The sequence below is a fragment of the Rhodococcus sp. APC 3903 genome (assembly GCF_030407755.1).
GTDB lineage: Bacteria > Actinomycetota > Actinomycetes > Mycobacteriales > Mycobacteriaceae > Rhodococcus_F > Rhodococcus_F erythropolis.
Genome location: NZ_JASDCV010000013.1, coordinates 120811 through 147773, shown reverse-complemented (window position 1 = coordinate 147773; position 26963 = coordinate 120811). Strand labels below are relative to the sequence as shown.

At 62.9% G+C, this 26963-nt stretch carries 27 protein-coding genes; 4 read left to right on the top strand and 23 right to left on the bottom strand.

Translation table 11 applies throughout. The annotated features are described in order from the left end of the window. The first annotated feature begins 10 nt into the window (after positions 1-10). Positions 11-1600 carry a fatty-acid--CoA ligase FadD5 gene (gene fadD5, locus QMA15_RS19695; protein ID WP_020906085.1) on the top strand — a complete coding sequence of 530 codons (1590 nt, stop codon included), beginning with the start codon at positions 11-13 and terminating at the stop codon, positions 1598-1600. A 57-nt stretch (positions 1601-1657) separates the two neighbouring features. Here fadD5 and QMA15_RS19690 read toward each other — a convergent pair whose 3' ends face one another. The 9 genes from QMA15_RS19690 to QMA15_RS19650 form a co-directional block, all read right to left on the bottom strand. Further along, on the bottom strand, positions 1658-2137 hold the full coding sequence (locus QMA15_RS19690) for a nucleoside deaminase (protein ID WP_019746801.1): 480 nt from the start codon (positions 2135-2137) through the stop codon (positions 1658-1660). A 77-nt stretch (positions 2138-2214) separates the two neighbouring features. Further along, a complete protein-coding gene (locus tag QMA15_RS19685; RefSeq protein WP_003945604.1) occupies positions 2215-4758 on the bottom strand; it encodes an ATP-dependent Clp protease ATP-binding subunit in 2544 nt (847 codons plus the stop codon). 297 nt (positions 4759-5055) lie between these two features. Further along, positions 5056-5913 (bottom strand): alpha/beta fold hydrolase, encoded by an 858-nt coding sequence (locus tag QMA15_RS19680; protein ID WP_060939440.1) that lies wholly within the window; start codon positions 5911-5913, stop codon positions 5056-5058. 38 nt (positions 5914-5951) lie between these two features. Continuing rightward, positions 5952-6848 carry an alpha/beta fold hydrolase gene (locus tag QMA15_RS19675; protein ID WP_044480521.1) on the bottom strand — a complete coding sequence of 299 codons (897 nt, stop codon included), beginning with the start codon at positions 6846-6848 and terminating at the stop codon, positions 5952-5954. Positions 6849-6998: 150 nt separating this feature from the next. Continuing rightward, positions 6999-7337 carry an Lsr2 family protein gene (locus tag QMA15_RS19670; RefSeq protein WP_003945673.1) on the bottom strand — a complete coding sequence of 113 codons (339 nt, stop codon included), beginning with the start codon at positions 7335-7337 and terminating at the stop codon, positions 6999-7001. Between the two features lie 183 nt (positions 7338-7520). Then, a complete protein-coding gene (locus tag QMA15_RS19665; RefSeq protein WP_279163036.1) occupies positions 7521-7754 on the bottom strand; it encodes a hypothetical protein in 234 nt (77 codons plus the stop codon). Positions 7755-8095: 341 nt separating this feature from the next. Beyond that, positions 8096-9607, bottom strand: coding sequence for a lysine--tRNA ligase (gene lysS / locus QMA15_RS19660; RefSeq protein ID WP_003945834.1), 1512 nt, complete (start codon positions 9605-9607; stop codon positions 8096-8098). An 11-nt stretch (positions 9608-9618) separates the two neighbouring features. Further along, positions 9619-10122 carry an anthrone oxygenase family protein gene (locus QMA15_RS19655; protein WP_019746795.1) on the bottom strand — a complete coding sequence of 168 codons (504 nt, stop codon included), beginning with the start codon at positions 10120-10122 and terminating at the stop codon, positions 9619-9621. Beyond that, positions 10119-10952, bottom strand: a complete 834-nt coding sequence (locus tag QMA15_RS19650) for an NAD(P)H-binding protein (protein WP_030534804.1) — start codon at positions 10950-10952, stop codon at positions 10119-10121. The genes QMA15_RS19655 and QMA15_RS19650 overlap by 4 nt, the downstream gene beginning before the upstream one ends. 80 nt (positions 10953-11032) lie before the next feature. Between QMA15_RS19650 and QMA15_RS19645 the strand changes: the two genes are divergently transcribed. Next, a complete protein-coding gene (locus tag QMA15_RS19645; RefSeq protein ID WP_019746793.1) occupies positions 11033-11992 on the top strand; it encodes an AraC family transcriptional regulator in 960 nt (319 codons plus the stop codon). Between the two features lie 21 nt (positions 11993-12013). Here the strand turns inward: QMA15_RS19645 and QMA15_RS19640 are convergent, their stop codons facing one another. The 14 genes from QMA15_RS19640 to QMA15_RS19575 all read right to left on the bottom strand — a co-directional run bounded on the left by QMA15_RS19640 (position 12014) and on the right by QMA15_RS19575 (position 24068). Further along, entirely contained in the window at positions 12014-12436 is a 423-nt protein-coding gene (locus QMA15_RS19640) for a rhodanese-like domain-containing protein (RefSeq protein ID WP_003945445.1), read from the bottom strand. Continuing rightward, complete coding sequence (locus QMA15_RS19635; RefSeq protein WP_020906077.1) at positions 12433-12951, bottom strand: cysteine dioxygenase family protein; 519 nt, start codon at positions 12949-12951, stop codon at positions 12433-12435. The genes QMA15_RS19640 and QMA15_RS19635 overlap by 4 nt, the downstream gene beginning before the upstream one ends. Before the next feature lie 261 nt (positions 12952-13212). Then, a complete protein-coding gene (locus tag QMA15_RS19630; RefSeq protein WP_019746791.1) occupies positions 13213-14028 on the bottom strand; it encodes a type III pantothenate kinase in 816 nt (271 codons plus the stop codon). A gap of 3 nt (positions 14029-14031) precedes the next feature. Continuing rightward, the gene (gene panD, locus QMA15_RS19625; protein ID WP_003945761.1) at positions 14032-14478 is read right to left on the bottom strand and encodes an aspartate 1-decarboxylase; all 447 of its coding nucleotides are present in this window, start codon (positions 14476-14478) and stop codon (positions 14032-14034) included. 27 nt (positions 14479-14505) lie between these two features. Then, positions 14506-15438, bottom strand: coding sequence for a pantoate--beta-alanine ligase (panC, locus tag QMA15_RS19620; protein ID WP_170320391.1), 933 nt, complete (start codon positions 15436-15438; stop codon positions 14506-14508). Next, the gene (locus QMA15_RS19615) at positions 15431-16372 is read right to left on the bottom strand and encodes a DUF2520 domain-containing protein (protein WP_279163035.1); all 942 of its coding nucleotides are present in this window, start codon (positions 16370-16372) and stop codon (positions 15431-15433) included. The genes panC and QMA15_RS19615 overlap by 8 nt, the downstream gene beginning before the upstream one ends. 110 nt (positions 16373-16482) lie before the next feature. Then, on the bottom strand, positions 16483-17625 hold the full coding sequence (locus tag QMA15_RS19610) for a DUF6779 domain-containing protein (RefSeq protein WP_192804627.1): 1143 nt from the start codon (positions 17623-17625) through the stop codon (positions 16483-16485). 68 nt (positions 17626-17693) lie between these two features. Continuing rightward, positions 17694-18161, bottom strand: coding sequence for a DUF3180 domain-containing protein (locus tag QMA15_RS19605; protein ID WP_153213529.1), 468 nt, complete (start codon positions 18159-18161; stop codon positions 17694-17696). Between the two features lie 17 nt (positions 18162-18178). Then, positions 18179-18682: a 2-amino-4-hydroxy-6-hydroxymethyldihydropteridine diphosphokinase gene (gene folK / locus QMA15_RS19600; RefSeq protein WP_153213474.1), complete on the bottom strand. Its 504-nt coding sequence runs from the start codon at positions 18680-18682 to the stop codon at positions 18179-18181. Further along, positions 18679-19044 (bottom strand): dihydroneopterin aldolase, encoded by a 366-nt coding sequence (folB, locus tag QMA15_RS19595; protein WP_003945780.1) that lies wholly within the window; start codon positions 19042-19044, stop codon positions 18679-18681. Before folB ends, folK begins: the two co-directional genes overlap by 4 nt. A 1-nt stretch (position 19045) precedes the next feature. Continuing rightward, positions 19046-19906, bottom strand: a complete 861-nt coding sequence (folP, locus tag QMA15_RS19590) for a dihydropteroate synthase (protein ID WP_020968349.1) — start codon at positions 19904-19906, stop codon at positions 19046-19048. Between the two features lie 5 nt (positions 19907-19911). After that, positions 19912-20529 carry a GTP cyclohydrolase I FolE gene (folE, locus tag QMA15_RS19585; RefSeq protein WP_019746783.1) on the bottom strand — a complete coding sequence of 206 codons (618 nt, stop codon included), beginning with the start codon at positions 20527-20529 and terminating at the stop codon, positions 19912-19914. Positions 20530-20588: 59 nt separating this feature from the next. Next, the gene (ftsH, locus tag QMA15_RS19580; protein ID WP_020968348.1) at positions 20589-23153 is read right to left on the bottom strand and encodes an ATP-dependent zinc metalloprotease FtsH; all 2565 of its coding nucleotides are present in this window, start codon (positions 23151-23153) and stop codon (positions 20589-20591) included. 267 nt (positions 23154-23420) lie between these two features. Next, entirely contained in the window at positions 23421-24068 is a 648-nt protein-coding gene (locus QMA15_RS19575) for a GntR family transcriptional regulator (protein WP_007727006.1), read from the bottom strand. Positions 24069-24167: 99 nt separating this feature from the next. On the opposite strand from QMA15_RS19575, the gene QMA15_RS19570 reads away from it, so the two are divergent. Next, positions 24168-25508, top strand: coding sequence for an SLC13 family permease (locus QMA15_RS19570; RefSeq protein WP_003945503.1), 1341 nt, complete (start codon positions 24168-24170; stop codon positions 25506-25508). 28 nt (positions 25509-25536) lie between these two features. Beyond that, a complete protein-coding gene (locus tag QMA15_RS19565; RefSeq protein ID WP_279163033.1) occupies positions 25537-26946 on the top strand; it encodes an acyl-CoA synthetase in 1410 nt (469 codons plus the stop codon). Positions 26947-26963: the final 17 nt, after the last annotated feature.

The window sequence follows — 26963 nt, the reverse complement described above, 5'->3', positions numbered from 1 at the left end:
GAACCCATCGATGGCCTCCACCGATGCAGTCTCCGAGGCGCAGCGTTCACGCCGCACCAACTGGAACAATCAGATCGCCAGGCATGCGCAGATGATTCCCGATCGCACCGCGCTGCGATTCTTGGGCGATTCCATCACCTGGAGCACCCTCGACGCACGCGTCGAGAAGCTGGCAGACGCTCTAGCCCGACGCGGCGTCAGCTTCGGCGACCGCGTGCTCATCCTGATGCTCAATCGCCCCGAATACCTCGAGATCGTGCTCGCGACCAACGCACTGGGCGCGATAGCTGTTCCGGTGAACTTCCGTCTCACGCCACCCGAGGTCGCTTACCTGGTCAACGACTCCGGCTCCAAAGTCATTGTCGCCGAAGGACCACTGGCTCCACTGGCCGGAGCGGCGCGTGCCGTGTCAGAGGGTATCGACATCTCCATCACCGTGGGCGCCCCCGCCGAGGGTGACAGCCTGAACTACGAGGACCTGATCAGCGAGGCGGGCGAGCCGCACGCGTTCGTCGACATCCCGGACGACACTCCTGCACTCATCATGTACACCTCGGGAACCACCGGTCGCCCCAAGGGTTCGGTGCTCTCCCACTCCAACCTGTCTTCGCAAGCATTGACCTGTATCAGGGCCTTCCACCTGTTCAATGCCGATTCCATCGGCTTCTGCGCGTCGCCCATGTTCCACATCGCGGCCCTCGGTTCCATCGCGCCGAGCCTGCAACTCGGCACGACCACGGTGATCCATCCGGTCGGCGCATTCGACCCTGGTCAACTACTCGACATTCTCGAAGCCGAGAAGGTCACCAGCTTGTTCCTCGTGCCCGTGCAATGGCAGGCCGTGTGCGCAGTGCAGAAGGCGCAACCTCGAGCACTGTCGCTGAAGAACATCTCGTGGGGCGCCGCACCATCGTCCGATACCATCCTGCGGGCAATGGCCGAAACCTTCCCGGACGCGTTCAATGTCGCAGTCTTCGGTCAGACCGAGATGTCGCCCATCACTTGCGTTCTCGACGGTGAGGATGCGATTCGCAAGCTCGGATCCGTCGGTCGGGTCATCCCGACCATTTCGGCCAGGGTCGTCGACGAGAACATGGACGACGTGGCGCCCGGTGAAATCGGTGAAATCGTCTACCGCGGGCCCACGATGATGAGCGAGTACTGGAACAACCCCACCGCCACCGCTGACGCCTTCCACGGTGGATGGTTCCACTCCGGCGATCTCGTTCGAGTCGACGACGAAGGCTTTGTCTACGTCGTCGATCGCAAGAAGGACATGATCATCTCCGGCGGAGAGAACATCTACTGCGCCGAGGTGGAAAACGTTCTCTACGAACACGAATTGATCGTCGAAGCGGCCGTCGTCGGTCGCCCCGACGCCAAGTGGGGTGAGGTGCCGGTAGCGATCGTCGCGATGGCGCCAGGTTCAGCCGTGGACCTGACCATCGAGGAACTGAGCAGCTTCCTCAATGATCGTCTCGCGCGCTACAAGCACCCGAAGGACATCGTCGTCGTGGAAGCGCTGCCGCGCAATGCAAGCGGCAAGGTCGTCAAGGGCGAACTGCGAGAGAAGGTTCGAGCGGTCGACGCAGTTTCCTGACTCCACACGCAAACGGGTGGCACCTCCAGCGGGGTGCCGCCCGTTTGCGTGTGCCCGTCAAGCGCTCTGCGAATGCAACTTCCGATGCAGTTCTCGCACCAACGGAACCAACTCCGGCACCGGACCTTCGACCGGGACGTTCGGCGCAACCTCGTTTACGGACAGAGACTTCACCGGCGCCGGGGCCGCACCCCACTCTGCGAGCCAGTCGCCGAGTTGAGCCGAAGAGCAGATGTAGACGATACGTCCGAGGCCCACCCATGCGTGCGCAGCCGAACACATCGCGCAGTGCTCCCCCGAGGTGAATACCGTTGCCGTCGAACGCTCTTCCGGCGTCAGATACTGAGCCGCCCACCGAGCCAGCTCAAACTCGGGGTGGCGGGTGTTGTCGCCGCCCGCGATCCTGTTTCGATCTTCCGCCAGAAATGTTCCGTCGGCCGCTGCCAGGACGGAACCGAAAGGTTCGTCGCCGGCATCCAATGCTTCCGTTGCCAATTCGACGCAACGACGCAGGTGACCCAGTTCGATGTCGTTCATGTGTACGCCCTCTCCCGTGATACACGAAACGGGCGGCACCGGTGAGGTGCCGCCCGTTCGTTACTTACTCTGCTGTACTACTCTGCTGCGCTTTCGCTTTCGCCGGCCTTGGTCAGCTCGATCGGCGGTGCGTCCGGCACGTCGATCGGCTTCTTGGTGGGCGTGAACGTGAACTTCGCGTCCTCGCCCGAGCCTTCGCCGTCCCAGTTCTCGACGTCGACGAGCACGATGTGGCCGGGTCCGATCTCTCCGAAGAGGATCTTCTCGGACATCTGGTCCTCGATCTCGCGCTGGATGGTGCGACGCAGCGGTCGTGCACCCAGTACCGGATCGAATCCGCGCTTGGCCAGAAGCGACTTGGCCTTGTCGGTGACCTCCATGGCCATGTCCTTGTTCTTGAGTGCCGCCTCGACGCGAGCGAGCATCAGGTCGACCATCTGAACGATCTGCTCGTTCGTGAGCTGATGGAAGACGACGATGTCGTCGATACGGTTCAAGAACTCGGGACGGAAGTGCTTCTTCAGCTCGTCGTGAACCTTGAGCTTCATGCGCTCGTAGTTCGACTCCGTGCCCGTTCCCGAGCTGAAGCCCAGGCCGACTGCCTTGGAGATGTCCGACGTACCGAGGTTGGACGTGAAGATCAGCACCGTGTTCTTGAAGTCGACGGTACGTCCCTGACCGTCGGTGAGACGGCCGTCCTCGAGCACCTGCAGGAGGGTGTTGTAGATCTCCTGGTGTGCCTTCTCGATCTCGTCGAACAGCACAACGCTGAACGGCTTGCGGCGCACCTTCTCGGTGAGCTGGCCACCCTCTTCGTATCCGACGTACCCGGGAGGGGCACCGAACAGACGCGAAGCGGTGAAGCGGTCGTGGAACTCGCCCATGTCGATCTGGATCAGAGCGTCGTCGTCGCCGAACAGGAAGTTGGCGAGCGACTTCGCGAGCTCCGTCTTACCCACACCGGACGGGCCGGCGAAGATGAACGAGCCCGAGGGACGCTTGGGATCCTTCAGACCTGCACGCGTACGACGGATCGCCTTCGAGACGGACTTGACTGCCTCTTCCTGGCCGATGATCCGCTTGTGCAGTTCCTCTTCCATGCGGAGCAGACGAGTGGTCTCCTCCTCGGTGAGCTTGAAGACGGGGATACCGGTCCAGTTGCCCAGAACCTCGGCGATCTGCTCGTCGTCGACCTCGGCGATGACGTCCAGGTCGCCCGCACGCCACTGCTTCTCACGCTCAGCGCGCTGAGCAACGAGGGTCTTCTCCTTGTCACGCAGGTTCGCAGCCTTCTCGAAGTCCTGCGCGTCGATCGCGGACTCCTTCTCGCGACGCGCGTCGGCGATGCGATCGTCGAATTCGCGCAGGTCCGGCGGTGCAGTCATCCGACGGATGCGCATTCGCGCGCCCGCCTCGTCGATGAGGTCGATCGCCTTGTCCGGCAAGAAGCGGTCGTTGATGTAGCGGTCGGCCAGCGTCGCCGCTGCCACGAGAGCACCGTCCGTGATGGAGACACGGTGGTGAGCCTCGTAGCGGTCACGAAGACCCTTGAGGATCTCGATGGTGTGCTCGACGGTCGGCTCGCCCACCTGAACGGGCTGGAAACGACGCTCGAGAGCGGCATCCTTCTCGATGTACTTGCGGTACTCGTCGAGAGTGGTAGCACCGATGGTCTGCAGCTCACCGCGGGCAAGCTTGGGCTTGAGGATGGAGGCCGCGTCGATAGCGCCCTCGGCCGCGCCCGCACCAACGAGGGTGTGCAGCTCGTCGATGAACAGGATGATGTCTCCGCGGGTGTTGATCTCCTTGAGAACCTTCTTCAGGCGCTCTTCGAAGTCACCGCGGTAACGGCTGCCGGCCACGAGCGACCCGAGGTCGAGCGTGTACAGCTGCTTGTCCTTGAGGGTCTCGGGGACCTCACCGTTGACGATTGCCTGAGCCAGGCCCTCGACCACAGCGGTCTTACCGACACCGGGTTCACCGATGAGAACCGGGTTGTTCTTGGTACGACGCGAGAGAACCTGCATGACGCGCTCGATTTCCTTCGAGCGGCCGATGACCGGGTCCAGCTTGCCTTCGAGGGCAGCTTGCGTCAGGTTGCGACCGAACTGGTCGAGCACGAGCGAGGTGGACGGCGTGCCGGCCTCTCCGCGGGTGCCACCGGTTTCGGTGGGCTCCTTGCCCTGGTAGCCCGACAGCAGCTGGATGACCTGCTGGCGGACACGGTTGAGATCGGCACCGAGCTTGACCAGAACCTGGGCTGCTACGCCCTCACCCTCACGGATGAGACCGAGCAGAATGTGCTCCGTACCGATGTAGTTGTGTCCGAGCTGCAGCGCTTCGCGCAGACTCAGCTCGAGGACTTTCTTGGCGCGCGGTGTGAAGGGGATGTGACCGGACGGAGCCTGCTGGCCCTGGCCGATGATCTCCTCGACCTGGCTGCGGACTCCCTCGAGGGAGATACCCAACGACTCCAACGACTTGGCTGCAACACCTTCGCCCTCGTGAATGAGGCCGAGAAGGATGTGCTCCGTGCCGATGTAGTTGTGGTTGAGCATCCTGGCTTCTTCTTGAGCCAGGACAACAACGCGCCGCGCGCGATCGGTGAACCTCTCGAACATCGCTCTCCCTCACACTCTCCGGCGGGCAGGTTCGAGACCGGATGTCTCGTCCCTGGTCGCCGCGTTTCGCTCCGGCACTACAGACTGATCGCCTCGCCGGTCAGCGGACTGACGTCCACGAATCGACAAAGGTTGCACGACCCCACTTATTACTCTAGAGGGCGCGAAGTCCACCTGCTGCTCCTCCACCCGATTGGCGGCGGAAGCCGGACTGCTTACCGTTCACAACGTCGCAGCTGAGGGAATCGTTTCCCGGTTCCTGTACGCCTGAAGCGAACAGCGATTTTCGACGCCTGATCAGCCGAATATCGGGAGTACCCGAGTGCACGGCACCTCACGCGGATTCGACGGATCAAGCGCGTTGAGCGTCAGAGTCGCCGTACGCTGCGACGCCACCAACGCGATGTGATCCGACAGGTCCTGCTCGCAACCGTCCTGAACAACTATGTTCGACGCGTTCGACGCGGCCAGTATTCCGCTGCTGTACGGAACGACTACCTGATCGAACCGAGTCACGATGTTGGTGTACTCGACGTCATCGGAGTAGACGCCCGCGTCGCGCAGTTCGGTCACGAAGGTGGCGTTGTCGAAATCCGGTCCCCCGACGCCTTCCGGCGGCCCGACCTCCGAGCCGTCCCACAACGGAGCGATGGAGACGATCTTGGAAACCTTCGCGTCGCCGCCGAGGAACTTGGCGTAGTACGCACTGACCGTCGTCCCCTGAGAGTGTCCGATCAGGTCGACCTTCGAGGCACCCGTCGCAGAGAGAACGTCATCGACGAAGTCCGACAGCTGCCCTGCGCTGTCTCCGAGTGGTGCGAGACCGCCGGCTGCGGAAATCGGCCACGGCTGGTCCGTTCGATTCCCGAAGGTGAGCGCGAAAACGCAGTACCCGTCGTTGGCCAGTACGGGTGCGAGTACGCCCCAATTGGTCTGACGGTTGGCCGCCGTCCCGTGCACCAGGACGACTGGATCAGGATGAGCAGCGGAAGGCGTGCACGAGAAGTCGTTGGTGCCAGGGGCCGATCCGCCCGGGTTGGTCGCTTCGAGGGCGATTCCGCTGAAGAAACCGGACGGAACGGGAAGAGGTTCGTTCGCCGACGCAAGAGGTGCGGCGGTCGCGGCCACGGCACCCGCCAGAGCGAGCGCACCCACGCATGTTCGAATCCCCACCGAAGGCCTCCACATATTGATCAACCCACGACGGGCAATACCGAGTTGCACGGTACCGGCCGCTGATGCGCGGGATCGAGTGCATTGAGAGCAAAAGTCGCCGCGCGCAGCGACGCCGCGATGGCGAGATGATCGGAGATGTCTTGCTCACAACCGTCCTGGACGACGATGTTGGTTGCGTTCGGCCCGGGCTCCAGCCCATTTGTATACGGCAGCACCAGTTCGTCGTAGCGCGTCGTGATGTTCGTGTAGTGAACGCCCGGCGCGTAAACGCCTCCCGCACGGAGATTTTCGATGAACTCCGAACCGGCCCCCATGTTCAGGCACGCCTTGCAGATCGGGAATCCTGCCTGTGCCGCCTCGGATACCCCGAGTTCGCGAAGGCTGCGGCCGATACTTGCCTGCTCGTTTCCGAGGGTTCCCTTCCACAGCGATGCCACCGAGACGATGTTGTCCACTTTGTCGGCACCGCCGAGGAACTTCGCGTAGTACCCGTTGATGATCGTGCCTTGCGAATGCCCGACGAGATCCACCGACGTTGCGCCCGTAGCGCCCAGAACTTGATCGACGAAATTCGACAATTGTGCTGCGCTGGAAGGAATTTCCTGCATTCCACCGATGGCCGACAACGGCCACGGCTGCTCGGGGAAGTTGCCGTACGTCAGCGCGAAGACGCAGTAGCCCTCGTTGGCGAGCAACGGCGCATAGGTGGCCCAGTTGGTCTGCCTGTTTCCACCCGTTCCGTGAACGAGCACAACCGGATTGGGATGTTCGGCAGTAGGTTTACACGAAAAGTCATTGGATCCAGGAGCTGAACCGCCAGGATTTCCCAACTCCTGAGGAACACCGGCAAGGAAGGCATTGGGCACGGGCAACGGGGCCTGAGCCGAAGCCACGGAGGTGAACCCGACAAGCATCAGAGCGGCAAGAACCACGCCCCCGAACAACCCGATTCTGTGCACGACCGACTCCTCTACGAGAGATGCGAACCGTGCAGACGCTAACAAACTAGAACGCGTTATCAATCCGTTTCGGCAAAATGCGCCCGAATCCATTCGCGATCCATTTCAGACGGCCTTTTCGTAGGCTCGGCGCACCTCCGTGGAAATACGACCGCGGGCCGAAATCTCGAAGCCCGCACCCTTGGCCCATTCGCGGATGGCGGCACTCTGATCGCGGTCCGCAACGGGACGGGATTTGGTCACCGCTCCGTTGACCGATTTGGCGGAATTCGACTTTCTCGCATGAGGAATCCACTTTTTCAGTGCATCGCGCAGTTCCGCGGCGTGGGCGGCGGTCAGATCGATTTCGTAAGCAACTCCGTCGACGGAAAACTCCACAGTTTCGTCCGCGGGCGATTTTTTGTCCAGATCGTCAACCATCGTGACAACAACCTTTTTCACCACGACCATTCCTCCCCAGATCCTTCGATAAGCAGCGACAATAGCACCTGGACAAACGTCCTGTCTTGGCTCGTCCGGATGATTGGGACTGATCTCCGCCGGGTATGCCAGTCGACTTGTCTTGCGACAAAGACAGTGCCGATACATTCCTTGCGGCGCATCGGGGGATGCATCCAGACGGGGGAATCATGACAGACGACGACTCGAGAAAAGACCTCTACCGAGCGCAATCTTCGCCTCCAAGAACGGCACTCTCGCCAGCATCGCGTACAGCGGACCCACGAATTTCACCATCTCCGGACGCCCTGCGTTCCGGTACACCGCAACCGTCACAATTATCCCGGCGGACAACGAATGCGATCCGCCCTCAGCACAATTCGATGTCGTCACCACACCCGGATACTCCACAGCCGAGGTCATGGTCTTCCTTGTCCAGTCGGATCAGGGACTACCTGACGCACTCAACCAGGGCACGATCTACCAAATCATCGCAACAATTCGAAAGTCCGAAACTCAGGCGACCACGCATGGATGAATCCTTTGCCGCAGGCGAATGTCGTTGGGAATAAATCGAATCCCAACTACGAGCGCTCCCCGCTGAGCTGATCGAGCTGAAGAATTCACCCAGATTCATCTGGTTTTCGGCACCGCCGATAGCCGACGACGACGCCGACTGTGAACCGTATCGAATACCTTGGGAGCGCCCCAACTGAAAAAGGTTCGGCCGCAACATGTGCGGCCGAACCTTGATCGAAGTAAAGCTAGCGAGCGGACGGACGAACGATCGGGAAGAGAATCGTCTCGCGAATACCGAGACCCGTCAAAGCCATCAGCAGTCGATCGATTCCCATGCCGGTGCCGGTGGTCGGCGGCATGCCCTGTTCCATCGCGGCGAGGAACTCCTCGTCCAGCACCATCGCTTCGTCGTCGCCTGCCGACGCGAGGCGCGCCTGGTCGACAAAGCGCTCACGCTGGATGACCGGGTCGACAAGTTCGGAGTAGCCGGTCGCCAACTCGAATCCGCGGATGTACAGGTCCCACTTCTCGGTGACACCCTTCTTGCTTCGGTGATCACGGGTCAGGGGCGACGTCTCGACCGGGAAGTCACGGACGAACGTCGGCACGTACAGCTGATCGCCGCACTGGTGCTCCCACAACTCCTCGACGAGCTTGCCGTGGCCGTAGCCCTTGTCCTTGGGAACCTCGAGGCCTACCTTCTCCGCCAGAGCGAGAAGCTCGTCGACCGTCGTATCCGGCGTGACCTCGGTGCCGATGGCAGCCGACAGCGACGGGTACATCTCGAGAACCTGCCACTCGCCACTGACGTCGTACTCGGAACCGTCGGCGAGGGTGAGGACCTGCGTGCCGAATGCTTCCTGCGCAACTTCCTGGACGAGCTCACGAATCATCTTCGCGGAATCGTCGTACGTGCCGTAGGCCTCGTACGTCTCGAGCATCGCGAACTCAGGCGAGTGAGTGGAGTCGACGCCCTCGTTGCGGAAGTTGCGGTTGATCTCGAAGACCTTCTCGATACCGCCGACGACGCAACGCTTGAGGAACAGTTCCGGCGCGATACGCAGGTACAGGTCGATGTCGAGGGCGTTCGAGTGCGTGACGAACGGGCGAGCTGCCGCGCCGCCGTGCAGCGTCTGCAGCATCGGCGTCTCGACCTCGAGGAAGCCGCGGCTCTCGAGCGCATTGCGCAGCGCACGGACAACAGCGACGCGCTTGCGGGCGTTGTCGCGAGCCTCGGGGCGAACGATCAGATCCGCGTAGCGCTGACGCACCCGGGACTCTTCGCTCATCTCCTTGTGAGCAACCGGCAGGGGGCGCAGCGACTTGGATGCGATCTGCCAGGCGTCGGCCATCACGCTGAGCTCGCCGCGACGGGAGCTGATGACCTCACCGTGGATGAAGACGAAGTCGCCGAGGTCGACGTCGGACTTCCAGGCAGCCAGTGCCTCTTCGCCGACGCCGGCGAGGCTGATCATGGCCTGCAGCTGGGTACCGTCGCCTTCCTGCAGAGTCGCGAAGCACAACTTGCCGGTGTTGCGCATGAAGATGACGCGGCCGACGACGCCGACCAGCACACCAGTCGCCGTGTCCGGCTCGAGTTCCGGGTACTCCGCGCGGATCTGCGCGAGTGTGTGGGTGCGATCAACCGAGACCGGGTACGCCTCCTGCCCCTGCGCGAGGATCCGTTCACGCTTCTCGCGCCGGATACGGAGCTGCTCGGGGGTGTCGTCGACTGGCTGGGCTTCTACATCACTCACGGGGTACAAGACTACTGGGCCGTGTCCACCGCGTTTGTTGCTGGTAGCACCGCGGCGACCGCGAGCACGATTCCCGACAGGAGGTACAGCGCAACCCTGACGTGATTCCACACCGTCCAACCCGCCTCGTACGACGCCCATGCGGCTGCATCGGTAGCGCTGACCGAGGCAAAAGCGTCGTTGCGGGGGACGTGGTAGATCGCTGTCACCGCGAAGGACGCGAGCACCCCGACACAACCGACAACGGCAAGGACCCAGCCGTCCGGTCTGGAGATCGCTGCCCAGATTCCGGCGGCGATCGCGGTGAGCGCCGATCCGACGAGTGGCAGCATCAAGGCGCTCCGCGGCGCTTCGACGTTGATCGCCTGCATCGACGTGATCGCGGCGTGTGCATCGACCGACCGCAGAGCGGGCATTACGAAGGACGAGAACGCGAACAACGCGCCACCGGCAACGAGCGCGCCGAGCGCAGTCACGCCGACGAGCAACTCCAAGAAGATCTCGGATTTCTTCACGACCAGACCCCCGTTCGAGCAGCCTCGGCGGCAAAAGTGGTGAAATCTCGAGCGGGTCGTTCCAGGACCTCTTCGACGACGCCGGTCACACTTTGATTTCGTCCGTCGAGAACCTCGGCAAACAAGTAAGTGAGCAACTCCACGACATCACTCGGGACGCCAACTTCTGCCATGCCGTCGGAAAACTGTTGCAGTCCAATTCTTTCGAATGACACCGCACGCCCCGACGCCGCCGAAATCGCCTCAACGGCCTCCGCGAAGGTGAGCAACTCCGGACCCGTCACCTCGAGAACTCGGCCGAGGAGGTCGGTTCGAGTCAATGCGGCGACCGCCACGTCAGCGAGATCGTCGACGTCGATGAACGGCTCCCCCACTTCACCGACCGGAAGTGCCAGGTGGCCTTCCCGAATCGGATCGAGTAGATACCCCTCACTGAAGTTCTGGGCAAACCAACTGGCTCGCACCACAGCCCATTTCAGACCGGTGTCGGCCAGAACCTGCTCGGCTTTCTGCGCCGCCGGTTCACCGCGCCCGGACAGGAGCACCATTCGCCTGACCCCTTCGCGGTACGCAAGCTCCGCGAGTTCCTCGATGTGGGTGCTCGATTCCGGCACTGCGAGGTCCGGCGCATAGGTCACGTATGCCGCTTCGACACCGGACATCGCGGGCTGCCACGTCGTCTGATCGTTCCAGTCGAAACGCGTCCCGGATGTTCTCGACGCGATTCGGGTACGGATTCCCACCGCCGTCAGCCTCTGCGCAACGCGCGCACCGGTCTTGCCGGTACCACCGATCACTACTGCCGATTGAATGTCGCTTGTTGTCGTCATGAACTCATTCGATCGCGCGGCGGCAATACGATCCATAGCTGAAGGTCGCAAAAACATACGTCAGCGTCTACCGTCGAAACATGGATGCATTGTCGATGATGCTGGCCGGATCGCGGGCGGAGGGCGCTTTTCTGCTGCGCTCGCTGCTCGATCCACCGTGGTCATTACGTATCGAGGACCACGCACCGATCACCGTGCTGGTTCTGGTTCGCGGAAGCGCAGTCGTCGTCTCCGACACCGGACAGACAGAAGATCTCGAGGCCGGCGACGTTGCACTCCTGCGCGGCCCCGATCCCTATACGGTCGCCGATCACCCGGACACCCCGGTCCACGTACTCATCGACGAGGCACAAAACTGCGCCGCGGTCGACGGATCGCCACTCGAGGATATGTCGGTTCTCGGCGTTCGCACCTGGGGCAACTCGACCAGTGGCCAGACCGTCATGCTCACGGGCACATACCGTTTGGACTCCTATGTCAGCCGTCAGATCCTCGACAGCCTGACACCCGTCGCGGTAGTGCGACGCAGCATCGAAACCGCGCCGATGACGACGCTTCTGGAACAACAGATCGCCGCCGACGGACCAGGACAAGAAGTGTTGTTGGACAGGCTCCTGGACCTGGTCCTGATCTCGGCGGTCCGTACGTGGTTCGCCGAGAACCAGAATCGATCACCGCGATGGATCAAGGCCTATGAGGATCCTGTCATCGGGCATGCCTTGCGGCTCATACACAATCGGCCGGAACATCCCTGGACGGTCGCGAGCCTGGCCCAGGAGTCCGGCAGCTCACGAGCGGCCTTCGCACGCCGGTTCACCGGTCTCATGGGGATCGGACCCGTCGGCTATCTGACCGAGTGGCGCTTGTCGGTGGCGGCAGATCTACTCGCAGACCCGGCACGAACGGTGTCCTCGATCGCGCGAGAAGTGGGCTACTCGAGCCCCTTTGCGCTCACGACGGCCTTCACCCGCCATCACGGAATGAGCCCGAAGATCTACCGCCAGACCCGCTGTGCGCCTTTATTAACCGCCCGCGGTTAATAAAGGCGCACAGCAAATACCTCAATGAGCCGAAACCGCCGCCAACTCGCGGGAGCAATGACGCACTCCGCTGAGCGCACCGAGCAGTCCGGCGGCCTTGATCGCCTGGTACCCGCCCACGAGATCGGTTGCCTTGTGCAGACCCAACTGCTGCAACGACGCTGCGGCCAGGCTCGAGGTGTAGCCCTCGGAGCAGACGATTACCCACTCGACGTCGTGGTCGGTGGCCAACGCGAGGTGTGCGCTGCTGGTGGGGTCGAGACGCCACTCGAGAACGTTTCGCTCGATCGCGAGTGCACCGGGGAGAGTTCCCTCGATGGCGCGCTGCGCCTGCGGGCGAATGTCGACGAAGATCGCGCCGCGATGGAAGGCTTCGGTGAGCTGGAAGACGTACATACGATCGATCTGTGCGCGAGCGTCGTCGAGCATTTGGTCGATGGTCATTTGGTGCCCCCCTCGGGCAGGTCGGTCAGCTCGGTACGGGTGCGACGAAGAGTCCGGTGATCCGTCACTTCGTAGAAGGACATTGCCGTCAGTGGCGGCGAGTAGGCGTGAACACTCAGAGTCGGTGCATCAGAGCTGATTTCGATCGGAGCACCAGGAGCATCCGTCGAACGCACGACATCGTGAACCCAGCCGAGCGGGAACGAAGCCTGATCGCCGGCGTCGAGCTGGCGTTCCACCAGGGCGTCACCGGCCCAACGGAATTCGGTGAGAGAACCACTGAGGACGGTCAATGCGCCGAACGAACCTGCGTGGTCGTGCAATTCGGTGTTGCGTTCGGGTACCCAGCTGATGAGCCACACATCGACGTCGTCGTCCGCATGCAGGCGAGTGGACCAACGATCGAGCGTCGGGAAGGCGTCGGGAATGAGGTGGTCGAAACGGCCGTCGAGCACGCCGTTCGCTCCCTCGTCGGTCAGTCGCAGCAAATCGGCCGGGCGAAGGCGGGTAGGCAACGACGCACCACTCGGACGGCGTCCGGACGCCCCACGACTAGCGCTACGACCTGCGGAAACAGCACGATCAGCAGCGAGAGTAGGGGTCAAAACAGAGAGATCTGCAGAATATGTGGATAGCACGAGCTAGCTCCAAGGAATGTGAATTGGTCAAGGCAGCGGTCAGCCTCGACAACACTCCTGAGCACCCATGCAGCGATTCACGAGCACCATTGTGGCATAACTTTTGCAATCGCGAAACTGCTGGAACGAAACCATCGATCAGGCGACCGGTCGTCGACCGGATCCACGACGCGCCTGATTGCGCTCGAAGACCAACCTCAGCCCCTCGAGAGTGAGGTCCCGTTCGAGGTGATCGATAGTGTCGGATTCGGGAATGATCAGCGGTGCGCTGTCCCCGGTTGCGATCACGGAGACGTCGTCACCACCGAACTCCGGCAGTTCGTCGCGTACGCGGTTGACCAATCCGTCAACGAGGCCGGCAAAGCCGAATACCGCACCGGACTGCATGCATTCGACGGTGTTCTTGCCGACCACCGAACGCGGGCGCACCAATTCGACCTTGCGCAGCGCAGCGGACTGCGACGCCAAGGCATCGGTCGAGATCTCGAGTCCGGGCGCGATGCAGCCGCCCAGAAACTCACCCTTGGCGGAAACGACGTCGACACAGGTCGACGTACCGAAGTCCACGACAATGCACGGACCCTCGTAAAGATGGTGAGCGGCAAGACTGTTGACGATCCGGTCGGCCCCCACCTCTTTGGGGTTGTCCACCAGCAGTGGCACACCGGTGCGAATACCCGGTTCGACCACCACGTGGGGAACGTGACCCCAGTACCGCTCCAGCATCACGCGGATTTCACGCAAGACGGACGGCACTGTCGACAGCGCCGCAACGCCGGTGATCTCATCGACATGAGTACCCAACAGCCCACGGAAGGTCAACGCCAACTCGTCGGCAGTCATCCGAGGGTCGGTTCGCATTCGCCAGTCCTGCAACAGCTTCGAATACTCACCAGTCCCGGAGAACAATCCCAGAACGATATTGGTGTTCCGCACGTCGACCGTGAGCAGCATGGATTACACCAGGCTGGATTCGCGCGAGGCCTCGAGTGTCGACAGCATGCGCGGGGTGATCAGACCCGAACCCTCCGGCGCGTGAGCCGGGTCTGAGCCGAGTTCGATCTGCTTGTTGTCGGCATCGACGAAGACGACACGCGGGGAGTACTCCTTGACTTCCTGCTCGTTCATCACGCCGTAGGCGATGAGGATGACCAGATCGCCCGGCTTGACCAGATGCGCTGCCGCACCGTTGATTCCGATGACACCGGTTCCGCGCTCGCCGGCGATGACGTACGTCTCGAGACGCGCACCGTTGTCGATGTCGACGATGCACACCTGTTCGCCTTCGAGGAGGTCTGCGGCGTCCATCAGATCCTGGTCGACGGTGACGGAGCCGACGTAATGCAGGTCGGCGTGAGTCACGGTGGCGCGGTGGATCTTCGACTTCATCATTGTGCGAAACATATCCAGGTCCTTACTCGTGAAAAGTGCTCAGTGAGACAGCAGGTCGTCGATGGCGTCGGCGGATGGGTCGGTGTCACGCTCGAGGAAACCGGTTCCCACCGCGACACCGACGTTGTCGATCAAACGGGTGGTTCCGAGCTTGGCGGCCACCAACAGTCGGCCGTCACCTCGCTCGGGCGCGGGGCCCAGATCGACGCCCCGAACCTCGAGGTAGTCGACCTCGATTTCCGGAACAGCTGCCAGAACAGCGCGTGCGGTTTCCAGAATTGCTTCCGCTCCCCCGGACGCCGCGTGTGCACCGGCGATCAGAGCAGCGGAAAGCGCGACCGCTGCAGCGCGCTGCCCCTCGTCGAGGTAGCGATTGCGAGAGGACAACGCGAGGCCGTCGAACTCGCGGACCGTCGGAACTCCGATGATCTGTACATCGAAGTTGAGATCCCACACCATCTGACGGATGAGCGTCAGCTGCTGGTAATCCTTCTCACCGAAGTACGCGTGATTGGGTGCCGCGATCTGCAGCAGCTTCGCCACAACCGTCAGCATTCCGGCGAAGTGAGTGGGGCGCGCTCCGCCTTCGAGTTCGCTACCCAACGGGCCCGGCACGATGGTGGTGCGCTGGCCCCGCGGGTACATCGTCTTGGCGCTCGGCGCGAACACCAATTCGACGCCCTCGGCGCGAAGCAGGTCGAGATCCGCATCGAGAGTGCGCGGGTACGCGTCCAGGTCTTCGCCCGCACCGAACTGGAGCGGGTTCACGAAGATGGAAACGATCACGACGGCGCCGGTGACCTTGGCCTGACGAACCAATTCGATGTGGCCGGCATGCAGCGCACCCATCGTCGGAACGAGCGCCACCTGACGCCCGACACCTCGCAGTGCCCGCGAGACGCGCCGAAGCTTGTCCGGATCGTGGTGCACCGTCAGTTCGCCGCGCTTGTATCCGCCCTGCAGATCACTCACGACGGTCACCTCCCGTTTCAGTCAAGATGTCGAACAATTCGGTGGGGGCGCCCACCCGCTGGGCCGATCGCAAGGACATCGCCCGATAGCCGGCAGCGAGCTCCGGATCCAGTTCTGTCAGTACGCGCAAATGTGTGTCGACGGCAGCAGCGTCGCCGCGTGCCACCGGACCGGTCAACGCCGAGGGACCGCGTCGTAGCGCGTTGTCCAAGGCTGCCGACAGCAGCGGCTGCAGGACACGCTCGGCCACTCCACCCGGATCTCCGTCGACCAACTGTTGACCGAGCAGCTCGTCACCTTGCAACGACGCTCGCAGCGCCTCGACGGCGTCGACCACGAGCGTGACCAGGTGATTACTGCCGTGAGCCAGTGCCGCGTGGTAGAGCGCGCGGTTCTCCTCGCGCACTCGGATGGGCTCGCCGCCGATCTCGAGGACCAGTGACTGCGCGATCGCGTAACCGATGTCGTCGGCAGCAGTGATTCCGAAGCATGCCGACGACAGCCGTGCGGTGTCCTCGTCGTGACCGGTGAACGTCATCGCCGGATGGATAGCCAAGGGCAGCGCGCCGAGTTCGGTGAGCGGAGTCAGGATCGCGATGCCGTTGGCACCGGACGTATGGGCGACGAGCGTGCCCGGCTTGACCGCTTGGGTGGCCGCGAGACCTCGAACAAGATCCGCAAGCTGGTCGTCAGGAACGGCAAGAATCAGCAGTTCGGAGCGAGCTGCGACGTCGGCAGCCGGAAGAATTTCGGTATCCGGAAGCCGCTTCACAGCGCGGGCAACCGAGGCACTGGAGACGGCGGAGCAAGCGCTGACAACATGACCGGCTCGCTCCAATGCGGCACCGACAGCTGTTCCGACCCGTCCTGCTGAGACAATTCCTACCGTCAATCGCGCAGGTGCAGGCCCATTAGTGATCCCGAAGGAAGTCACCGGATTCCTCTCGTTCGTTCCAGTCCCGCTCGGCGGGTACCAGACGTTCTGCGTCCGAGGATATCCTTCGCCCGAACCGTCATGCCATGGCCGGGCGAGTGATCTGCGACTCAGTCCTCTCGGCGACGACGTCGACCGGAGCCTTCGGACGGGTTGTTCGAACTCAGGTTCGCCATTATTTCGGCGACGGTCAATCCGTTGGAATGAGCACCGCTCGCGGCATCTTCCGGAGCGGCACGGCGACGACGGCGCGGCTCTGCGTCAGGCTCCGCAGCGGGTTCGGGTTCAGCTTCCGTGACAATCTCGGGAACAACCTCGGGCGCCTCTTCGACGACAGCGTCTTCGATGACGGCGTCTTCGATGTTCGGGGCCTGGGCGGGAGCCTTGACTTCAGGCTCGACGGGCGCGACCGGCTCCGGATCATCCTTCACTGGAACGTCTTTCACCGTTCGTGTCGGCGAGGAACTCACAGTGGAACCTACTGGGGAACTCGCTGGGGAACTCTTCGGTGCCTGGTTCCCGCTCTGATTCTGTGGCTTCTGCGTCTCTTGTGGCTTCTGCGTCTCTTGTGGCTTCTGCGTCGGGATGACGCGCGGCGCCACGAAGCTGCTGTCGCGCCACGACGTCTCAGCGAACACGACGGTAGTCTCAGCAGTCACCGGATCGTCGTTGGGCGATGCCAAGCCGCCGACGTTCGGTGCCGGTTGGCTGGGTCCGTTCTGGCCGGCGCCGGGAACGTACAGCCCCGACGGTGCCGGCTGATACGCGCCGTACGAACTACCGCCAAGTTCCGGTACTCGCGTGGAATCGGTCTTGAGCGCGGTCTGTTCGGGCAGCAGTCCACCTTCGAACAGTGCTTCGAGGTTTCGGCGCAGCGCCACCAATTCGGCGCGTAGCCCGGCCAGTTCCTCAGCGTCCGCGGTCACCTCACGTCGCACGCGACCTTCGACGCTCAGTTCGTACTCACGTCGAGCCGAAATTTCACGTTCGAGCTGCAGTTCGTACACGGTCTGCAGATCGGCAACCTTGGCTTTGTCCAGTGCCGACTCACGCCGATACTTGGTCATGGCGATAGCGCCGAGGGTGGCTGCCCACAGAGCGACGACCAGTCCCACCCGAAGAAGCTGAACGCTGTTGCTGAAGATCAGAAACAGCGAAGCAATGACAGCAAGTGCCAGAAGAGCAGCAATGATCATCTGGCTCGCGCTGCGCTTGCTTCGGCGCGCAGACTTCGATCGACCAGAATTTGTCATGGTTGCCAGGGTACTTGCCGAGACCGGGGTCGCCACGTACCTCGGTGGGTGATTTGCCGACCAGGCTGTCAGTGCGCGGGCTCGTCAGGTGTATCTTCCGGCGTCTTGCAACAATGTTCGAGCCACAGAGCTGCCGCTACCAGCGCAATTGCGGCGCCCAACCCCACCCACGCGCCCGGCGTGTCGGAGGCTGCGGCCTGCAGAACCGAGCGTTGTGGGATGAGATACACCAGCACTCCGACCCAGACACCGACGGTAGCTGAACCGACCAAAGCGGATGCTTTGGCCAATGCCAGCGCTCGGGCGGCAGTGATGGGATGAAGCTGTCTGAGCCCGTCACCCACCTGACGATTCTTGACGCGCGAACGAATGACAAAAGCGAAGACGGCCTCGGCAACGGCCACGAAGTACAGCGACGCTCCCGCATAAACAGGGATCGGCGGCATCGAACCGTAGAACACGCGAATCAGAATCCAGGTGGCCACAGCGGCAACCGCAGCCAGAACCGCGAGTTCACTGATCCGGGTCGGCTTCAAACCCTTACCTTCTTCGGTCACCGCGCAAGCACCACATCGGTAGTGCGCACACCTTCACGCTCAGCGCGATCGAGGCCGTCGAGAATTTGTGCCACCGACAACTTCTGGCCGTCGACGATCATCGTCGCGTCTGGCTCGACGTCCAGCCAGGGAACGAGCACGAATGCCCGTAGATGCGCGCGCGGATGCGGAAGGGTGAGCACGGGATCGGAACTGACGATGCCTTCGCAATCGACCACGTCCACGTCCAAGCTCCGGGGTCCCCAACGCTGTTCGCGCACCCGGTCTGCAGCTTCTTCCAGTGCTTGCGAGCGGCGAAGCCATTCAGCGGCGTCGGCCTCGGCATCGTCGACCACCACCACCGCGTTGTAAAAATCCTGCTGCTCGACGCCACCCCACGGCGCCGTCGAGTAGACCGGTGAGACAGCAACGACGGCGCTGCCCAACCCGTCGACAACGGACTGCAGGTGAGCCACGCTGTCGCCGATGTTGGAACCGATCGACAGAACAGCGCGCGTCATGCCGATCTGGTCCGATGTGCGACGACGGCGACGTCCGCAAAAACCAGCGGAATCGGTGCCGACGGTTTGTGGACCACGACCTCGACGCTCTCGACTCGCGAATCTTTCATGACGTCGTCGGCGATCTCAGCGGCGACGGTCTCGATGAGATCGCGCGACGGGCCGGCAACGATGGCTGCGGCGGCTTCCGCCAACTCGCCGTAGTGCAGGGTCTGGGTCAGATCGTCCGACGCCGCGGCGGGAGCCAAGTCCATCCAGACGGTGATGTCGATGAAGAAGTCCTGACCGTCACGCTTCTCGTGGTCGAACACTCCGTGATTGCCGCGAACCTTCAGCCCGCGCAATTCGATTCGGTCCCCCATGTCAGGCCCTTTCTCGTCCACGGTTCCAGGCGTCGACCACGGCAATGGCGTCGAGCGAGGCTTGTGCGTCGTGCACCCGAACTCCCCAGGCACCCTCACGTGCTGCAAGGGCCGAGACCACGGCCGTCGCAGTCTCGCGGCCACCAGGCGGACGGGGATTGCCGTCGGGATCGCTGAGCAGAGACCCCAGGAACCGCTTTCGGGAAGCGCCGACCAGTACCGGGAATCCGGTCGCGTTGAACTCGGGTAGTGCACGCAACAGTGCCCAGTTGTGGTCGGCGTTCTTCGCGAACCCGAGGCCGGGGTCGAGGATGATCGACGACGAATCGACCCCTGCCTTCAACGCCAGATCGACCTGCGACAGCAGTTCGTCTCGGACGTCGCGGACCACGTCGTCGTAGTGATCGGCGCTGCCACGATGGACGTAGTCACCGGCCGAGCGCCAATGCATGAGGATCCAGGGCACTCCGGCGTCGGCCACAACGGATGCCATGTCGGGGTCTGCGCGACCACCCGACACGTCGTTGACGATGCCTGCGCCCGCTTCGATCGCGGCGGCGGCGACGGAAGCACGCATCGTGTCGACGCTGACGCGAATTCCGGCTGCCACGAGTTCTTCGATCACCGGGGCAATACGATCCGCCTCGAGTTTCGGATCGACGCGGGTGGCTCCGGGGCGCGTCGACTCGCCGCCGACGTCGACGATGTCGACGCCTATGCGTTGCAGTTCGAGCCCGCGAGCGATCGCCGCGTCACGATCGAGAAATTGACCACCGTCGGAAAACGAATCGGCGGTGACGTTCAGAATCCCCATCACGACCATCCGGGCCGGATCGCTACCTGCAACGGGAGCCGCGGACATCTCGCTCACTTACGAAGGATGAGGTCCAGCGCTTCGGACCGTGAGGCCGCGCTGGATTGCAGGAGCCCACGAACCGCTGACGTGGTCGTGCTGGCTCCAGGCTTGCGGATACCGCGCATCGCCATGCAGAGGTGCTCGGCTTCGATGACGACGATGGCTCCACGCGGGTCGAGCTTGCGCATCAAAGCATCCGCGATCTGGCTGGTCAGGCGTTCTTGAACCTGCGGACGCTTGGCGTACAGATCGACGACGCGCGCGAGCTTCGACAAACCGGTGACCTTCCCCGACTTTCCCGGGATGTAGCCAACGTGAGCAACACCGTGGAAGGACACCAGGTGGTGCTCGCACGTCGAGAACATCGGAATGTCTCGCACGAGCACCAATTCCTGGTGACCCTCGTCGAAAGTTGTATTCAACGCGTCGTCGGGCTCGGAGTACAGACCCGCGAAGATCTCCTTGTACGAGCGCGCAACCCTGGCCGGCGTATCGAGCAGACCTGGGCGCTCCGGATCTTCACCGACCGCGATCAACAATTCCCGTACGGCAGCCTCTGCCCGCGCCTGATCGAACGGGCGGCCCGTTCCGAGCGACACCAGTTCACTGGCCACATCATTCACCGACAACCGAACTCTCCTCGAGAATTGTTCACAGGTCCCCCGCCGCAGAGCCTAGTGGCGCAAGGTCAGCGGGATCCGTCCGGTCCGTCCCAGCGAGCGGTGCTCGGGCCGTCGTCCTCAGCCGAATGATGCGGCGGCGGAGTCTGCGGCTGTTCCGGTGCGGGGCTCTGCCACTGGTTTTCGCCGGTCGGGTTTCCCCGGTTCGGATCGGCGAAGGGTCCACCGTCCGGGTACTGCACCGGGTAGTCGGGCTGCGCGGGGTAACGACGGCCGGGGTGCGGCTGCTCGGGGTACGCCTGCTGTCCCGGGTGCGGCTGACCGTACTGCCCCTGATCGGGCTGGGGCTGACCGTGTTGGGGCTGACCGTACTGGCCCTGCGACTGGTTCGGCGGGGTCGGATTCTGTCCACCGGTGTACCCACCCGACTGCTGTCCGGGGTACGTCGGCGACGGGTTCTCACGCGGAGGCCAACCCGGTGCAGACCATCCGGCGGGCGCTCCGTAATCGGGTGTTCCCGGTTGCGGAGTCTGCTGCGGAGCACTCGGCTGCGGGTACGAGGGCTGTGCGTAGCCGTTCGAGGGTCCCTGGTTGCCGTTGTTGGGGAGACCACCGTTGTTGGGGACACCGCCGTTGGGTGCACCGCTGTTGGGTGCGCCTGCCTTGACGAGAACAGGTGCAGCAGCGGGCTCCGGCCACGTTTCGCCGCGCTCGATCGCGAGTTCGCGCGGAGTCTTCACCGGCGGACGATCCGAAGGCGTGCGCCCACCGAAATCGTTGAAAGCCGTGATACGCGGACGCTTTTCGACGCCGGCAAGGATCTTCTCGAGGTCCTTGCGAGTCAACGTCTCACGCTCGAGCAGTTCGGTAGCGATGAGGTCGAGCGCATCGCGGTACTCGTTGAGGATGGCCCACGCTTCGGTGTGCGCCGCCTCGATGAGGTTGCGCACCTCCTCGTCGATTTCGCGGGCGATCTCGTGCGAGTAGTCGGACTGAACGCCCATCGAACGGCCGAGGAACGGATCCCCGCCCTCCTGTCCGTAGCGAACCGCGCCGAGCTTGGCACTCATGCCGTATTCGGTGACCATCGCGCGTGCGATCTTGGTCGCCATGTCGATATCGGACGACGCTCCGGTAGTGGGCTCGTGGAACACCAACTCCTCGGCGGCGCGTCCACCCATTGCCATGACGAGACGAGCGATCATCTCCGAACGCGTCATCAAACCCTTGTCGTCTTCGGGCACGGTCATCGCGTGACCGCCGGTGCGACCGCGAGCGAGGATCGTGACCTTGTAGACCGGCTCGATGTCAGGCATTGCCCAAGCAGCCAGCGTGTGACCGCCCTCGTGGTACGCCGTGATCTTCTTCTCGTGCTCGCTGATGATGCGACTCTTACGCCGCGGTCCACCGACAACACGGTCCACCGATTCCTCGAGCGAGGCTTCGGTGATGACGGTCCCGTTTTCGCGTGCGGTGAGCAGCGCAGCCTCGTTGATGACGTTGGCAAGATCGGCGCCCGACATTCCGACGGTCCGCTTGGCGAGGCCTTCGAGATCGGCGTTGGGATCGATCGGCTTGCCCTGCGAGTGCACTCGCAGGATCGCACGGCGACCGGCGAGGTCGGGGGCGCCGACCGGAATCTGGCGATCGAAGCGTCCCGGACGCAGCAGTGCGGGGTCGAGGATGTCGGGGCGGTTGGTTGCGGCGATCAAGATGATGCCGGTGCGATCACCGAAGCCGTCCATCTCGACGAGCAGCTGGTTGAGCGTCTGCTCGCGCTCGTCGTGTCCGCCGCCCAGTCCTGCGCCGCGCTGACGACCGACGGCGTCGATCTCGTCGACGAAGATGATGCAGGGGCTGTTCTGCTTGGCCTGCTCGAACATGTCGCGAACACGCGAAGCACCGACACCGACGAACATCTCGACGAAGTCCGAGCCGGAGATGGTGAAGAACGGGACGCCGGCTTCGCCTGCGACAGCGCGAGCGAGCAGCGTCTTACCGGTTCCGGGAGGGCCGTACAGCAGCACACCGCGCGGAATCTTGGCGCCGAGCGCCTGGTAGCGAGCCGGGTTCTGCAGGAAGTCCTTGATCTCGTACAGCTCTTCGACAGCCTCGTCCGCACCGGCGACGTCGGCGAACGTGGTTTTCGGCATGTCCTTGGTGAGCTGCTTGGCCTTCGACTTACCGAATCCCATGACTCCGCCGCGACCACCGCCGCCCTGCATCCGGTTCATGACGAAGAAGAAGATGCCGAACAGAATGATCATCGGCAGCACGAACAGAAGGATCGACGTCAGCCAACTCTCCTGAGTGACCGTCGTGTTGAACTTGTCCGCTCCGGCGCCTTCGACCTTGTCGAAGATCTGCTCCGACGCACTCGCGGGGTACTTCGCCAGGATCTGCGTCTTACCGTCGGTGGCGTCGTTGCCGTTCTTGAGCCACAGACGAACCTGCTGCTCACGGTCGTCGATCTGCGCCGACTCAACGTTCTTGGCGTCGAGTTGGGATATCGCGACCGAGGTGTCGACGGTCTTGAAGTCGCGGGTGTCGTTGCTGAAGTAGCTGAAGGCATAGATCACCAACAGCACGACGGCTACGAGTAGCACGTTACGGAACACAGTCTTACGGTTCATACAGGTCGGCCGATGTGGCCGGTCCTTTCGAGAGTGCGGGTCTGCCAGGTCGCCTTCCGGCTGCCAACCGGACACCTGCAGGTTACCGCGATCGGCCCCATCGATGCCCGCCAGCGGCCGTGCCGCTTGGTTGGAACGGTCGTCACTGTGTTCAACGTGCGCATTGCCGATCAGGTTCCCGGGCTACGTCGCAGCACAGTTTCCTGTGAGCGAACATGCTCATAGTGGTTATCGTGCGCTTTTCAGACGCTCGTCCGTCGTTATTCGTCAGGCCGTTTCGGAGAGGATTCCCGCAACAGCGTCAGCGGCGCCCGATTGGTCACCGTCGATGATCCGGTGGGCGAGCTGATCGAGTCGCGCAGACAGTCGCGCCGACGACTCGGGCACGTCCGCCTGCTTGGCGATGGTGTCGTCGAGATCAGCCAATAAGCCGCCACCGGCCAGGTGCCTGACGCAGCGCCATGTCTCGGCGAAGTTTCTCGCGGTCCCGTCGTCGGTCAACATCGCGACCCGAAGCGCAGCGTTGGGATTCGACGCCGCCGCCCGAGCCAGGCCGGCCATGATCGCTTCCCTGGCAGCAGTCAGTTCGTCGACGGTTCGGTCTTGCAACCGCACTCCCGAGTCTGCAGACCTACCCGCGTCGGGCGTCGGAGCTTCGCGAATCACCGCACCGTTACCGTGCTGGATTTCGACTCTGCCCCGAATCTCGAGGGCCACGAGCGCTTGAGCCAGCGACGCTCGACTCACGCCGAGTTCGGCAGCCAGGCTGCGTTCGGGAGGAAGCCGATCGCCGGGCGAAAGGCCTTGAGCCTCGATGAAATTCGAAATGTGCTCGGCCAACTGCTCATACAGACGCGGACGCTTCAATCGTCCGGGCAGGCCCGAGCGCGAGCCGGGCGATGACGTCGAATTCATGCCTCGGAGTGTACTTGACAAATGGAGCAGTGGCAGAGAGGCTAGGCCAATTCCAAGTGATGCAGACCACAAGCTGGTCGCGAACGGATTGAGAGTTCGATGGCAAATGTCATAGCCCTGTCAGTACTTGTCCTGGTGTTCGTCATATCCACCGTGAGGTCGGTGAACATGGGTGCGCTTGCCCTGGTGGCTGCCTTCGTCGTCGGAACACTGGTCTTCACTGTCGATACCAGCGAGATCCTCGACGGCTTCCCGGCCAGCCTCTTCGTCATCCTGGTCGGCGTCACCTACCTGTTCGCGCTGGCCAGAAACAACGGCACGGTCGACTGGATCATTCACGCGGCGGTCCGTGCGGTCAGAGGACGAGTGGCCCTCGTGCCGTGGGCGATGTTCGCGGTGTGCGCGGCCGTCACCGCCATGGGCGCGGTCAGTCCCGCTGCCGTCGCCATCATCGCGCCCGTGGCAATGGGCTTCGCCACCCGCTACCGGATCCACCCCATGCTGATGGGCTTCATGGTCGTCCAAGGCGCAACGGCGGGCAGCTTCTCCCCCATCGGAATCTTCGGTGTGATCACCAACGACGTCATGCGCCAGAACGGCCTCCCGTCCAGCCCGGCCTTGCTGTTCGTCTCGACCTTCGCGGCCGCAGCCGTAGTTGCCGCAATCGCGTACGTCTCGTTCGGCGGTCGCGCATTGATTGCACGCGGCGCCTCGGAGCGCGTGCTTGTCAGCGCAGTCGGCAACGCGTCGGGCGGTGGCGACACCATCACCGGTTCGGGTTCCGGCGACAGCTCGAAGGGTGGCGGCAAGTCCTCGGGTGGGACCGCTCCGCACGAGGGAGCACTCAATCTCGAGCGGCGACTCACCCTGCTCGGACTGGCGTCGCTTGCACTCGGCGCCTTGGTCTTCGACCTCGACGTCGGATTCACCGCACTGACCGTCGCGGTACTTCTCACCCTGATCTTCCCGGCCTCCGCCCGCGGGGCCGTCGACAAGATCAGCTGGGGTACCGTGCTCCTCATCGGCGGAATCGTCACATACGTGGCCCTATTGCAGAACCAAAACACCGTCCAGTGGCTCGGGGATTCGGTAGCTCACGTGGGGATTCCACTTCTCGCGGCGTTCTTGATCTGTCTGATCGGCGCGATCGTGTCGGCGTTTGCATCCACCACGGGAATCCTCGGTGCACTAATCCCTTTGGCAATTCCCTTCCTCATGACCGGCCAGGTCAATGCAACCGGCCTGGTTATCGCACTGGCAATCTCGTCGTCTCTGGTCGATTGCAGTCCGTTCTCGACCAACGGCGCGCTGGTGGTGGCGAACGCCGCTCCGGAAGAACGCGACGTGGTGTTCGGGCTGACGATGCGGTGGGGCATGACCATCATGGTCGTGACGCCGATCCTCGCCTGGCTGCTGTTCGTTGTTCCCTGGTCCGTCTGAATCTTCGTTTGAAGAAAGGAAACTCGCGATGAACAGCGAATCCACACTTTTACGCTCCCTCGACCCCCACACATTCGACGATCACGGAGCGGCGGTCAGTTTCGGCGAAGGCGCAACCCTCTCTCGCGCCGACCTGTTGGCCGCCGCCACCGCGGTCGCCGATCGAATCCACGGTGCACAGCGAGTGGCAGTACAAGCCGCCGCCGGCCTCGAGACAGTGGTCGCCGTCGCCGGCGCGCTGATCGCCGGTGTTGCCGTGGTCCCGATCCCACCGGACTCCGGCCCGCTCGAACGTCAGCACATCATCGCCGATTCCCAGGCCGAACTGATACTCGGAGACGGACCGTCGGATTCGAGTATCCCGTTGATTCCCATCGATATTCACGCGCGATCTGCGACGTCCTATCCCGAACCGAGCGCGGCAGCTACCGCACTGATCATGTACACCTCAGGAACCACCGGAGCGCCGAAAGGCGTCGTCCTCTCGCGAGCAGCGATCGCAGCAGATCTCGACGCACTTGCCCACGTGTGGAATTGGACTCCGGAGGACACACTCGTCCACGGACTGCCCCTCTTCCACGTCCACGGGTTGATTCTCGGCGTGTTGGGCGCCTTGCGCGTCGGTTCGCCGCTGATTCATACCGTCAGACCAACTCCGGATTCGTATGCCGCAGCGGGTGGCTCGTTGTACTTCGGTGTTCCGACCGTCTGGTCACGCGTGTGCGGTGATCCCTCGGCGGCAGCAGCATTGCGATCCGCACGCTTGCTCGTGTCCGGAAGTGCACCACTTCCGGTTCCATTGTTCGAGCGGATGAAATCGCTGACCGGATTGGCTCCCGTCGAGCGCTACGGAATGAGTGAAACCCTCATCACCGTCAGCACGACACACGACGGCGAACGTCGCCCGGGTTGGGTCGGGCACGCCGTTCCGGGAGTCAGGACGAGGTTGCGCGGCGAGAACGGCGAATTGTCGGCGCACGACGGAGAGCAGCTTGGGCAACTGGAAGTTGCGGGAGCCGTGCTCTTCGACGAGTACCTCGGGAACCCCTCGAAGACAGCGGAATCCATAACCGACGACGGCTGGTTCCGCACCGGCGACATCGCGGTGATCGACGACAGCGGATTCCACCGCATCGTAGGTCGCGAGTCGGTCGACATGATCAAGTCCGGTGGATACCGCATCGGTGCAGGCGAGGTGGAACAGGCACTTCTGGCATACCCCGGCGTTCGCGAGGCCGCCGTCGTCGGTGTGCCGGACGACGATCTCGGCCAGCGCATAGTCGCCTTCATCGTCGGAGATGTAGCCGACTGCGCGGTGGTTTCGGACTTCGTCGCCGAATCGCTGTCGATCCACAAGCGCCCTCGTCAGGTTTGTCTGGTGGACAGCTTGCCCCGCAACGCTATGGGCAAAGTCCAGAAGAAGCTGCTGACGCTCTGAAGGCGAGCCTCTTCCAT

Excerpts from the sequence above, each read along its gene's own strand:
- fadD5 (WP_020906085.1), top strand. The coding sequence starts at position 11 with ATGGCCTCCACCGATGCAGTCTCCGAGGCGCAGCGTTCACGCCGCACC.
- QMA15_RS19690 (WP_019746801.1), bottom strand. The coding sequence starts at position 2,137 with ATGAACGACATCGAACTGGGTCACCTGCGTCGTTGCGTCGAATTGGCA.
- QMA15_RS19685 (WP_003945604.1), bottom strand. The coding sequence starts at position 4,758 with ATGTTCGAGAGGTTCACCGATCGCGCGCGGCGCGTTGTTGTCCTGGCT.
- QMA15_RS19675 (WP_044480521.1), bottom strand. The coding sequence starts at position 6,848 with ATGCTTGTCGGGTTCACCTCCGTGGCTTCGGCTCAGGCCCCGTTGCCC.
- QMA15_RS19665 (WP_279163036.1), bottom strand. The coding sequence starts at position 7,754 with ATGACCTCGGCTGTGGAGTATCCGGGTGTGGTGACGACATCGAATTGT.
- QMA15_RS19650 (WP_030534804.1), bottom strand. The coding sequence starts at position 10,952 with ATGACGACAACAAGCGACATTCAATCGGCAGTAGTGATCGGTGGTACC.
- QMA15_RS19645 (WP_019746793.1), top strand. The coding sequence starts at position 11,033 with ATGGATGCATTGTCGATGATGCTGGCCGGATCGCGGGCGGAGGGCGCT.
- QMA15_RS19640 (WP_003945445.1), bottom strand. The coding sequence starts at position 12,436 with ATGACCATCGACCAAATGCTCGACGACGCTCGCGCACAGATCGATCGT.
- QMA15_RS19630 (WP_019746791.1), bottom strand. The coding sequence starts at position 14,028 with ATGCTGCTCACGGTCGACGTGCGGAACACCAATATCGTTCTGGGATTG.
- panD (WP_003945761.1), bottom strand. The coding sequence starts at position 14,478 with ATGTTTCGCACAATGATGAAGTCGAAGATCCACCGCGCCACCGTGACT.
- QMA15_RS19610 (WP_192804627.1), bottom strand. The coding sequence starts at position 17,625 with ATGACAAATTCTGGTCGATCGAAGTCTGCGCGCCGAAGCAAGCGCAGC.
- folK (WP_153213474.1), bottom strand. The coding sequence starts at position 18,682 with ATGACGCGCGCTGTTCTGTCGATCGGTTCCAACATCGGCGACAGCGTG.
- folB (WP_003945780.1), bottom strand. The coding sequence starts at position 19,044 with ATGGGGGACCGAATCGAATTGCGCGGGCTGAAGGTTCGCGGCAATCAC.
- folP (WP_020968349.1), bottom strand. The coding sequence starts at position 19,906 with ATGTCCGCGGCTCCCGTTGCAGGTAGCGATCCGGCCCGGATGGTCGTG.
- ftsH (WP_020968348.1), bottom strand. The coding sequence starts at position 23,153 with ATGAACCGTAAGACTGTGTTCCGTAACGTGCTACTCGTAGCCGTCGTG.
- QMA15_RS19575 (WP_007727006.1), bottom strand. The coding sequence starts at position 24,068 with ATGAATTCGACGTCATCGCCCGGCTCGCGCTCGGGCCTGCCCGGACGA.
- QMA15_RS19570 (WP_003945503.1), top strand. The coding sequence starts at position 24,168 with ATGGCAAATGTCATAGCCCTGTCAGTACTTGTCCTGGTGTTCGTCATA.
- QMA15_RS19565 (WP_279163033.1), top strand. The coding sequence starts at position 25,537 with ATGAACAGCGAATCCACACTTTTACGCTCCCTCGACCCCCACACATTC.